Genomic DNA, 10,387 nt, shown 5'->3' with positions numbered 1-10,387 from the left:
TACCTCAACAACCTGCTACCGATGCCCAAGACGGACGGCACCCTCAACGGGCCCACCACGCCAGCCTGGCTCCGCCCCTGGCGCCGCTACCTGGCGGAGCACCTGAGAGTCGAGTTCGTCCCGGGCACGCTGACCCGAATCGATCTCCAGGGGGGCCCCCTCACCCCCTATGTGAAGAGGAATGGTTCGGATCAGGAAGAGCCGGATGTGTGGATCCCGGTAAGGCACAATGGGAAGTATGACCTGGTGGATTACTACATCGTGGCCACCGATGCGGTGACCGCGGAGAGGCTGACGGAGGGCCTGCCGGAAATCGGCGTCGTCCACGGGCTGCGCGGCTTCACCACCCGGATTCCGCCCAACCCTCGCGGGCCCGAGAAGGAGCAGCCGCGCACGCCGGGCGTGCTCCCCGGCCACGTGCCCTGGGACCGATTCCAGACACTCACCGGCATCCAGTTCTTCTTTCCCTTCTCCGTCCGGCTCGCCGAGGGCTGCCTCGGCTTCGCCGACACGCCGTGGCGGCTGTCCGCGCTCAACAGCCAGCAGTACTGGGCCACGCCCCCCACCCTCGCCCGGGATGGCTTCGCCGCGATGCTCAGCGTGAACATCGGCCACTGGCACGTGCGCGAGCCGGGAGTGAGGCGTCCTTCCGAGTGCTCCCGCCATGAGCTTGCCCAGGAGGTATGGCGGCAGATAAAGCAGGCCACCGAGCAGCCTTCCGGTGGCCCCTCACACGGCGGCGCACTGCCAGAGCCCGCCTGGTACCACGTGGACCGATTCATCCGCTTCGGGCCCCACCCGACCACCGGTAAGGAGCGTCCCGTCGAAAACCGGGCGCCCCGCCTCATCCCCATCCTGGGAGACTGGGAGCGCAGACCGGGGCCCGAGCCCTGGGACCCGCTGGCGCCTACCCCTCCAGGGCGGCCAGGGACGACGCTTGCCGCGGGGCTGTGGCAGGCGCCGCACGGCGGCTACCCGGTCCACTGGGGCCGGCTCGTCTTCGCCGGTACGTACCTCAAGACCTTCAGCCGGACGTCCTCCCTGGAGTCGGCCAACGAGTCCGCACGCCACGCCGTCAACGCCATCCTCGACCACTACCTGGCCCACTACCTGCCGCTGGACCAGGAGAGGCCGCATGACGCCCCTGGCGGGCAGGCGGTGGCCTCTGGGATGACGCCCATTGGCGAGTACTGCCGCATCTGGGACCCGGAGAAGCAGGAACTGCCCGAGCTGGCGCCGCTGCGCGAGCTGGATGCGCGACTCTTTGCCGCAGGCCTGCCGCACGTCTGGGACGTGCTGCAACTGGAGCCCCTGGCCCTGCCGCTGCTCACGACGGAGCCAGCGGACGACGCCAGGGCCCTGCGCTCCTTCGTGGAAGCGGTGCGCGGGCCCCTGGAAGCGATGGTGAACATCGTCTGACGGGAAGGAGCGCCGCATGGCCGAAGAGACAGAGGACCAGGACCCCGTTGCCTCGCCCGTCGGACTCGAGAGCCCTGGACGCGTCCACATCTACGGCGCGGGCATCGCCGGGTTGACGGCCGCGCACGAGCTCGCCCGCCGGGGCTTCCGGGTATGCGTCTACGAGCCCGCGCGCGAGTACGACGAGCGGGGGCGGCGCGCGAGCGGACCGGCGGTGGGAGGGCTGGCCCGCTCGCAGCTCGTCCGCGCGACCAAGGGCGCCCTGGGGAACTTCCCCCGCCAGGGGGCCTTCGCTGCCAATCCCCGGTACCAGCTCCGCTATGCCTTCACCCCGGGCACCACGCCCGAAGAGGGGGAAATCGAGAACCAGCGCAGTGTGAAGGAGTTCGTCGTGTGGCGCGGCTTCTTCAACGGCCCTTCGCCCGGCACCCTCCAGATTCGCGTCCCGATGACGCCGGGCTACGGGGACATGGGCTCGCCTGGCTCGCAGCGCTACAGCGAGCGCCTCGGCAGGGCGAGCGCGGTGCAGGAGTTCCTCCACAACGCCACCACCTCGGATGAGCGGCCCTCGCCCCACCTCTCGCGGGAGCGCGTCGTCATCATGGGCGAGGAGGAAGAGCAGCTCGCGCGGGAGCTGGGAGCGCCCCTCCCGCCGCTGCAGGACAAGGACGAGCTGCTGCTGGAGGTGGTGCACTACCTGCCCGGCGAGCACGGCTTCCGCTTCTTCCCCTCGTACTACCGCAACCTCTTCTCCACCCTGGTGGAGATCCCCATCCTCGACGACGAGGGCCGCCCCACCGGCCGCCGCGTCTTCGACAACCTCGTCCCCTCCAGCTTCTACGGCATCGCCGCCAAGGGCCGCCGCATCCGCTTCCTGCGCCGCGCGCCCTCCACCCGCCCCGTGGAGATGCTCCAGGACCTCAAGGACCTCGCGTCCTCCGGCTACCCCCTCTCGGACATGCTCCAGTTCACCCTGCGCATCTGGCGGTACATGAGCACCTGCTCCGAGCGCAGGAAGGCCGACTACGAGAAGGTCTCCTGGTGGGAGTACCTGGAGGGCTTCGACCCGAAGGCGAACACGCGCCGCTACACGTACAGCGCCGCCTTCAAGCACGACATGCAGTTCGCCCCGCGAGTGCTCGCCGCGTTCGATGGCACGTGGGGCGATGCGCGCACCAATGGCAACACGCTCGCGCAGCTCTACCTCAACAACGTGCTGCCGCTGCCCAAGACGGATGGCACCCTCAACGGGCCCACCACGGCCGCCTGGTTCCGTCCCTGGCGCCGCTACCTGGAGGAGTCCCTCGGAGTCGAGTTCGACGAAGCGAGGCTGTCGCGGTTCGAGCTCCGTGAAGACGGCCGCCTCGTGGCCTGGATTCGTCAAGGAGACCTCCCGGAGGAGGAGGACGCCTTCGGGCCCGGCAGGTTCGGCGTCGAAGAGCCCGAGCCGGTGGACTACTACGTCGTGGCCACCGATGCGGTGGCCGCGGAGCAGGTGACGAAGGACCTGCCGCCGCTCGGCGTCGTCGAAGGACTGCGCGGCTTCACGTCGCTGATTCCGCCCAACCCGCGCGGCTCCGAGCCCGAGCAGCCGCGCACTCCCGGCGTCCTGCCGGGCCACGTCCCATGGGACCGCTTCCAGACGCTCACCGGCATCCAGTTCTTCTTCCCCTCCAACGTCCGGCTCGCCGAGGGCTACCTCTACTTCCTGGATGCACCGTGGGGCCTGTCCGCCATCAGCAGCCAGCAGTACTGGTCCACGCCTCCGTCGCTCGAACAGGACGGCTTCGCCGCGGTGCTCAGCGTGGACATCGGCAACTGGTACGTGAACGAGCCGGGGATGAAGAGTCCCTCGGACTGCTCCCGCTACGAGATTGCCCAGGAGGTCTGGCGGCAGATTCGCCAGGCCACCGAGCAGCACCAGGCGCCGCTGCCCCAGGTCCGACAGTTCGGGTTCATGCTGCCAGAGCCGACCTGGTACCACCTGGACCGGTACATCCGCTTCGGGACCGACGAGGCCACGGGCAAGGAGCGCCCCGTGGACAACCAGGCGCCCTACCTCATCCCCATCATGGGCGACTGGGAGCGCCGGCCCGGCACCGAGCCCTGGGACCCACTCCAGCCCGAGACAGTGCTGGAGCTGCGCCTCCCCCAGGGCCTGTGGCAGGCCCCGCACGGTGGCTATCAAGTCCACTGGGACAAGCTCATCTTCGCCGGGACCTACCTCAAGACGTTCACCCGGATGACCACCATGGAGTCGGCGAACGAGTCCGCGCGCCACGCGGTCAACGCCATCCTCGACCACTACCTGACCTTCAAGCAGCCCGTGGAGGCGGAGGCGCTGCACCGGGGACTGGCCGGGCCCGCGTCGGTCCCCACCGTGCTCGAGTTCGGCGGCCAGGGAACCCTGACCGGCTCACCCGAGTTCCGGGTGACGCCCGTGGGCGAGTACTGCCGCATCTGGGACCCGGAGAAGTACGAGCTGCCGGAGATGGCGCCGCTGCGTGAGCTGGATGCGAAGCTCTTCGCCGCCGGACTGCCCCACGTCTGGGACGTGCTGCGCCTGGAGCCCCTGGCGCTGCCACTCCTCTCGTCCCTCCAGCCTCCGGGTGGCGGCCTGGAGGCCCTGAAGTCCTTCCTGGAGCGGGTGCGCGAGGCCCTGCGCGCGCTGTCGAATTCCCCTCCTCCCACGCCCCCGCCTTGAGCTCCGCTCAGCGGGGCCGGAGCCCCAGGCCGGGCGCCAGCGTGGCGGCCAGCGCTCGCGGGTCCACCGCGCCCTGCTCGCGCATCCACGCCGCCGCCTGCTGCTGGTACAGCGCGCCCTCCGACCCACCCTGGAGCGCGCCCAGGGCGTACCGCGCGACTTCCCGGTGGAGCGCCATGTCCGCCTCGCTGAAGCCCTCCAGGGCCTGGACCAGCAGCGTCCGCGCCGCGTCCGCATCGCCTTCGAGCCGGGCCACGCCCGCGCGCACCAGCGCGGCCAGGGGCTGCGCCATCGCCAGCGAGTCCCTGCTGATGCGTCGGGCCTGGTCGCGTGCGTCCGCCAGCAACGCGCGGCGCGTCCAGCGCGCCTCCACCTCCGTCGGAGGAGACTGCCGCGCCTCCAACTGCTCGGCCGCCGCGAGGGCGGCGCGGGCCCGCGTGTGCCGCACGTGCGCGTCGTAGAAGCGCAGCGGCGGCGTGGCGCGGAACAGGCCGTCCCACCGCGACTGCACCTCCTGCCACGCCGCCCAGGGCTCGCCCGCGTACAAGCCAGTATGGACGTGGGCCTGGAGGAGGCAGTAGCTCACGCGGTGGGAGTGCCCCACGCGGTACGCGCAGGCCTCGGCCGTCGTGGGCGCGAAGCCCTGCTCCAGGCAGTCCAGCGCCTCCCGCGCGAGCGCCCAGGCCCGCCCGCCCTCACCCCGCGCGAGCCACGGCAGGACGCAGTCGCCCAGGCAGCTCTCGATGATGCCGAAGACGTCTCCGCGCCGCGTGGACTCCGCCAGCCACCACTCCAGCCGCTCGGCGAGCAGCGCCAGCTCGCCGCGCATCGCCAGCGCGCCGTGGTGGTAGGCCGCGAACATGTCCAGCTCCCACGTGACGCCGGTGCACCGCTCGCGCAGGAGCGTCTCTCCCCGCTCGCACGTGGACACCGCTTCCAGCCACTTGCCCTGGGTGAAGGCGTGGACGGCACGCGCCAGCAACGTCCAGCCCTCGTCGCAGGCACGCCCCGTCCAGCGCGCCAGACGCTCCGCCTGGGCCATGAGCTTCCGGCAGTGGCGGTCCATCCACCCGCCCTTGAGGTGCGCCTCCATGGCGGCCTCGCAGGCCAGCGCCCCGCACACGGCGGAGGCGTCCCCCACCTCCAGGACGCGCCGCAGGTACCGCATGCGGAACGCATCCGCGAGCACGTGGTCCACCTGCGCGAAGCTGCACGCCGCCGTCCACAGGGCGTCCAGCACGGGACGCTCCCCGGCGGGAAGCTGGCTGACGGCGCGGGCCTCCGGCTCCCGGTGCGTCTGGAAGAAGCGGAGCCGCTGCCACGTGGCCGTCAGCAGCGCGTGCCTCCGGCTGCGTGGCACGGGCACGCCCAGCTCCGCGAGGACGGAGAGCAGCAGCCGCCAGCCCTCCTCCACGCGGCCGCACTTGATGGACTGCTCGCCCGCGTGGCGCTTCAGGGTGCGCACCCGCTCGGCGTCCGAGCCCCCGAGCGCGACCGCAGCCTCCAGGTAGCGCGCCGCCGCGTCCGCCCGCCGTCCCAGGTTGGAGAGCGCGTCGCCCTGTCGCTCCAGGAGGGTCGGCCGGTCCGCCTCCGCGCCCAGCAGCGTGAGGGCCCGCGCGTAGAGCCGTGCGGCATGCTCGAAGGCCAGGGCATGGGCGGCCCGGTCGGCGGCACGCACCGCGTAGTGCCCGGCGCGCTGCTGCTCGCCCGCGCCCTCCCACTGGGACGTCAGCAACTCCCAGTCGTCGGAGCCGGACTGCTCCAGCGCCTCCGCCAGCCCCTGGTGCCGCCGCGCGCGCGAGGCGCCTCCCAGCAGGGCGAGCGCCGCCTCGCGGGTGCGGTCGTGGTACGTCGTCACGGTCTCCGCGTGCTCACCGCCGCCCAGCCGCAGCAGCGACGCATCGCAGAGCGCGGAGACCAGCGGGCGCCCCCCCGCGTCCATCCCCGCTCCGGACAGCAGCACGTCGCGCGGCACGGGCACGCCGGCCACGGAGGCCACCTCCACCAGGGCCCGCTGCGGGGGCGGCAGCGCGCGGAGCCGCTCGGCCAGCACGCGCTGGATGTCGAGCGGCGCGGTGACGTCGAGCGCCACGCCCCGGCTGATGGCGGCCGTGAGATACCGGGCCACCTCGCCCACGACGAACGGGCTGCCTCCGGCCTGCCCCGCCAGGGAGCGCAGGGCCTCCGTGCTCACGTGCGTACCGTGCAGCAACTGCCGCGCGAGCACCTTCGCCTCGCCCGTCGTCAGTGGCCCCAGGGGCACTTCGCGGATGCGGGACGCGGGCAGGCTCGCGCCGACCGCCGGAGCCGAGGCACCGTCCGCCCCATCTCTCAGCGTGAGCACGAGGAGGAACGAGGGCGGAGCTGGCTCGCGCAGCAGCTGCTCCAGCAGCCGCGCCGAGTCGGCATCTCCCCAGTGCGCGTCGTCAATCCACACCACCAGCGGGCCGGTGCGGGAGAGGCGGGTGAGCAGCTCCCTCAGCGCCTCGGCGCCCAGGCGGCTCAGCTCGAAGTCCGCGGGGAGCGAGTCGGGTACCGGGGCGCTCCGCAGCGCGGGCACCCGTCCCAGCACGGGGAACAGGCGCACCAGGGCGTGTGCATGCTCGGGGACGAGCGCCTCCACGGCCTCCCCCCGGAGCGTGGAGAGGTGTGCCGCCAGCGCGTCGACGATGGGGTCCAGAGACAGATAGGCGACGACCTCGCGCGGATGACAACGTCCCTTGAGGACGAGCGGCGCGCCCTGGCGCCGGAGGAACTCGCGCACCAGCGTGGACTTGCCGATGCCGGAGGGGCCATGGACGTGCACCGTGAGCTGCTGGCCCCGGCGCGTGACGGCCCGGAGCGCGTCGTCGAGGACGGCCAGCTCGGAGGCCCTGCCCACGAAGGACGCCTTCGGAGGCCCGAAGAGGGCGTCCCCTCCGTCCCACGGCCGAGCGGCCTCGGAAAGCAGCGCCCTCGACAACCGGGCCAGGAGCGCACCGGCGCTCGGCCGCGCGCCGGGCGCGAGGGAGAGCAGCGCCATCGCCACCTCGGCCAGGTCGTCCGGGATGCCGGGGGCGAGCTGGCGGGGGTCGGGCGGCGGCTCGGCGCGCCTGCGCTGGAGGAGCAGCTCCGTGTCTCCCGTCAGGAAGTAGGCCGTCTCGTTGCGGAAGGGGCGGAAGCCGGTGAGCGCCTCGTACAGCACGAGCCCCACGGCATACAGGTCCGAGGCCGGGGTGAGCGGCCCGCCCTGGAGCTGCTCGGGGGCCATGTACGGCAGCGTGCCCGCGGCGGAGGAGCCGACGCGCGCCAGCGGCCCCGCCAGCAGCTCCGTGGCCAGGCCGAAGTCGACGATGACGACGCGGCCCTCGGGCGAGACGAGCACGTTGGCCGGCTTGATGTCGCGGTGGACGAGCCCGGACGCATGCAGTGCCTGCAGGCCACGGACGAGTTGCACGAGCGCGTCGCGCAGGCGCGGCGCGTCCTCGGGTCGCAAGGGGGAGACCTCCGACAGCACGACGCCGGCCTCGTGCGGCACGGGAGGCAGTCGCTTCGCACGGGACAGCTCGGGCCGGACCCAGCCGAGGAAGTCCCGGCCTTCGACCAGCTCCATGCTGAAGCAGCAGTAGTCGTCACCGACGAGGAGGTCATGGAACTGGACGAGGTGGGGATGGCTGAGCCCGGCGCGGGAGCGGAACTCGCGCTTCAGGGCGAGGAGCGCGGAGGGCCCCGACTGGCGCATCACCTTGAGGGCCACGTCGCGCCGCAGCTCGCGGTCATGCACGCGATAGACGGTGCCCATGCCGCCCTCGCCCATGCGCCCCAGCAGACGGAAGCGCTTGCTCCGCGCGAACGGACGCAGGTTGGGTGGCAATCCCGTTCTAGAACCCGAGTCTCCGGCCATTTCCGCTCCGCGTGTCAGTCACCTTGCGGAGAGAGTCACGTCGGGGCGGATGTGAATGCGTTTTCAGGCGGGAGTGGACTCCTGGGAGAGCAGCTCGGCCTCGCGCGCGAGGGCCCGGAGCCGGGTCTTGATGCGCTGGAACTGCTGGCGCAGCACGGCGGCCCGGCGGGCGAGCGCCTCGGGCGTCATCGGCTCGTCCGGGTCCGCCAGCTGCTTCGCCACGTCCGTCCAGGACATCCGCCGGTCGATGCGCAGCTCCAGCAGCGTCTGCTCGTAGGGCTCCAGCTGGGAGCGCAGGGCGCGGATGCGCTCCTTGATGTCGGTGCGGAGCCACGGGCGCGTGCGCGACCACTCATGGTGGACGTGGTGGTCGAACGCGCCGTGGCTGACGGGCAGCTCGCGGCCGGACGGGGCGGCCGCCAGCCGGTAGGCGACATTGCGTGCGACGCGGTGGGCCCACGTGCGGAAGGAGCTCTCCCAGCGGAAGGACGGCAGGTCCATCAGCAGCGCCTCGCTGAAGATGGCGTAGGCCTCGCGCGCCCGCTCCTTGTCGTTGAGGAGGGAGGCCAGCAGCCGCATGAGCTCCGCGCCGTAGCCGGACAGGGCCTCCTCCACGGCACGCCCCACGTCGCCCTCCTCGCAGTACTGGTGGATTCGTTGTTCCAGTGCGTCGCGCTCGTCGGCCTCCATGACGTCCCCCGGTTCGAATCTGGCGACTCCAGCAGCGGCTGGCGAGGCCGCGTGCGCCGGTCACCGGAAGGAACGCAGCGGAAGCAGGCGAGCAGGCCCCGCCCGGCCCCTGGGTTTTCACAGACTCGGGGCCCTGGCAGCCCAGGTGCGCCGCCTTCGGCTATCCTCGGGCCTACTTGGACGAGGGGTTCCCAGAATGAAGCGAGCAGTGCTTGGAGTGGTGGCGGCCATCATGCTGGCCGCATGCGCGAGTGCCGAGAAGGCGGGAGACCGCGCGGCGGCCGTGGGTGACTGGAAGGGTGCGTACACGGCGTACCGCCAGGCGCTGGCGAATGAGCCGGACAACGCGGAGGTGAAGGCGAAGTACGAGCAGGCCCGCGAGCAGGCGCTCCAGGACACCCAGAAGCGCGCGCAGACGTGCGCGCAGGTGGACGACTGGAACTGCGCCCTGGCCGAGTCCGACTTCGCGCTCTCCATCGACGGCGGCAACGCGGACATCGCCGCCTTCCGCATGCGCGCGGCGAACCGCGTGGCCATCGGGATGCTGGAAGGCGCCGCCGAGCACGCGCGCAGCGGCCACTTCCCGGAGGCCGTCAACGAGATGCAGCGGGCCACGCAGCTGTCGCAGGCCCCGGACGTGAAGACGCGCTCCGAGGAGGTGCGGCGCCTTATCGTCACCGGCGGCCGTGCTCGGGCGGAGGGCTACCGCCAGGAGCGCAACCTCATCGCGGCGAATGAGCTGGCGCAGCTCGTCGCCGGGCTGGACGGCTCGCTGGCCGGCTGGGCGCAGGGCATCGCCGCCGAGTACGAGCAGTGGGTCACCGTGGAGTACGAGCGGCTGGCGCGCGAGGGTGACGACGCACGGGTGAACCATGACTGGGCGGCGGCACAGGAGCGCTACCGCGCGGCGCTGAGCCTGCGGCAGGGCGGACGGGCGGCGCCGCTGGAGGAGTACGTGCGCAACCTCGGCGAGGCCGAGCGGCAGCTCGGCAACCGCGACTGGAACCGGGCCGCGGAGGCGTACCGCATCGCCGTGCGCACCGGGCAGGATGATGGCTATGCCTCGCGGCAGCTGGAGCTCACGGAGCCCAGGCCCTACCGCGTCGCGCTGCGCTCGCTGCTGGTGGTGCCCGCGCGTCCGGACGGCAATGCCTGGGTGGGCGCGGCCAGCCCGCTCTTCGCGCGCGTCGCCCAGAAGCTGACGTCGCTGGCCGAGCGCCGGGGCATGTCGGACGTGGTGATGGAGCTGGCGAGGACCATCCCCCAGGAGAACCAGCCCCGACTGCGCGTCGAGGCGGTGCTCCCGGATGGCACGCGCCTGACGACGCCCCCGCAGCACGGCATCTACATGGGCTACGACTCGGAGTTCGTCATCCTGGGCAACGCCTTCGACGAGACGCCCATCACCTTCCAGGTGTACATGGACGACCCGCGCGGCAACGAGCTGGTGGGCACGGTGGACGTGCCGGTGCGCGAGCTGGTGGCACAGCGCAACCTCTCGCTGAAGGGCCGCTCGGTGCTCGCGCTGAAGCTGGCGACGGCCAACGGCGACGGCCGCGCGCCGGGCTCGATGCAGGGCATGGCGCGCGTGGAGCCCATGCCGCCTCCCGGCGCGATGCCCCCGCAGGGGCATGTCGCCACCCCGATTCCCTGAAGCACGCCGTGAGCCCGCCCCTCTTCACCCGAGGGGC

The 10,387-nt window shown here is 72.2% G+C and carries 4 protein-coding genes and 1 pseudogene; 3 read left to right on the top strand and 2 right to left on the bottom strand.

The annotated features are described in order from the left end of the window. Window positions 1-1,419, top strand: a pseudogene (locus G4D86_RS32455) (hypothetical protein); the annotation flags it as partial. Between the two features lie 16 nt (window positions 1,420-1,435). Continuing rightward, window positions 1,436-4,123, top strand: a complete 2,688-nt coding sequence (locus G4D86_RS32450; RefSeq protein ID WP_163997972.1) for an FAD-dependent oxidoreductase — start codon at window positions 1,436-1,438, stop codon at window positions 4,121-4,123. A gap of 7 nt (window positions 4,124-4,130) precedes the next feature. On the opposite strand, the gene G4D86_RS53935 is transcribed toward G4D86_RS32450, so the two are convergent. Further along, window positions 4,131-7,976, bottom strand: a complete 3,846-nt coding sequence (locus G4D86_RS53935) for a serine/threonine-protein kinase (RefSeq protein WP_163997971.1) — start codon at window positions 7,974-7,976, stop codon at window positions 4,131-4,133. Window positions 7,977-8,069: 93 nt separating this feature from the next. Next, entirely contained in the window at window positions 8,070-8,696 is a 627-nt protein-coding gene (locus G4D86_RS32440) for an RNA polymerase sigma factor (RefSeq protein ID WP_163997970.1), read from the bottom strand. A 196-nt stretch (window positions 8,697-8,892) separates the two neighbouring features. Here G4D86_RS32440 and G4D86_RS32435 point away from each other — a divergent pair, with 196 nt between their 5' ends. Beyond that, on the top strand, window positions 8,893-10,350 hold the full coding sequence (locus G4D86_RS32435; RefSeq protein ID WP_163997969.1) for a hypothetical protein: 1,458 nt from the start codon (window positions 8,893-8,895) through the stop codon (window positions 10,348-10,350). Window positions 10,351-10,387: the final 37 nt, after the last annotated feature.

The sequence above is a fragment of the Pyxidicoccus caerfyrddinensis genome, assembly GCF_010894405.1.
Lineage (GTDB): Bacteria > Myxococcota > Myxococcia > Myxococcales > Myxococcaceae > Myxococcus > Myxococcus caerfyrddinensis.
This window is presented reverse-complemented; position numbering and strand designations above follow the sequence as displayed.